Consider the following 1,090-nt stretch of genomic DNA (forward strand, 5'->3'; position numbering starts at 1 on the left):
GCCATGCCATTCGATTGAGGACTGCTGACTGGGGTCGTGCGCGGGATCAGTCCAATGCCCCGGGCGAACGCCCGTGTGTTGCGAGCGGTGTAGCAGCTGCCGTTATCGGTGAGCCACTCGATTCGTTCGGGCACGCGGTTCACCTGGCCGTAGCGATGCTCGACCGTGGCGACCATCAAGTCCTGAACGTCCTCAGCGGTGATGCCGCGCGTCGTCGCCACGTGTCCCATGGCCTCCCGGTCGCAGCAGTCGAGCGCGAACGCGACACGGACCTTCTCGCCATTGTCGCAGGTGATCTCCAACCCGTCGGAGCACCAGCGGGTGTTGCGGAGGTCGACGGCGACCCGGCCGTCGTGACGCCGTTCCTCGCGGCGTTCGCCGTCCCGTTGTAGCAGCAGACCGTGCACCTTCATGACGCGGTAAACGCGTTTCGGATTGGGCGCTTCGCGCCCGGTCTTCTCGGCTTCCCGGCGCAGCAGAGCATGAACGCGGCGATAGCCATAGGTTGGCAGATCGGCAACGAGCCCCCGGATGTCGGCGACCAGCTCGGCATCCGGCAGCGGCGGTCGTCCGCGTGGTCGGGACGCTGGGCGATGGCGCATCGCGGACAGGTGTGGGCGAGTGATGCCGACCGCCTCTGCGACCGCGCTCACCGTCCATCCCGCGGCAACGAGGTCGAGCGCAACAGGAGTTTTTTTGGGCCTGCGGCCCGGGACACGGCCTCGCGGAGCAGCTCGTTCTCCATGGCCTTCTTGCCGAGCAGCCGGTGTAGTTCGCGCACCTGCGCCTCGAGCGCACGGTACTCGGACGCTGGCACCACTTCCTCGCCCGCTGTCGCGGCGGTCAGCGCACCCTGCGCCATCAGGCGCCGCCAGGTGAAGATCTGATTGCCACCGATGCCGTGCCGACGGGCGACGAGCGACACGCTCATGCCCGGCAGATACGTCTCCTCGACGATCCGGACCTTTTCCTCCGGTGTCCACCGCCTCCGGCGCTGAACACCGGAGAGAACCTCGCCATCGTTGTAACGCCTGGTCGTACCGTCAGTCATATGCCTCACTCTTATCTAAGAGCGGGGCCCTGTCAGGTC

General features: G+C 66.7%; 1 pseudogene. It reads right to left on the reverse strand.

Going from position 1 to position 1,090, the window contains the following annotated elements:
- Positions 1–1,051, reverse strand: a pseudogene (locus EQZ23_RS20425) (IS3 family transposase); the annotation flags it as partial.
- Positions 1,052–1,090 lie beyond the last annotated feature (39 nt).

Source organism: Sphingomonas sp. UV9, from assembly GCF_004101245.1.
In the GTDB taxonomy this organism is placed as follows: Bacteria; Pseudomonadota; Alphaproteobacteria; order Sphingomonadales; family Sphingomonadaceae; genus Sphingomonas.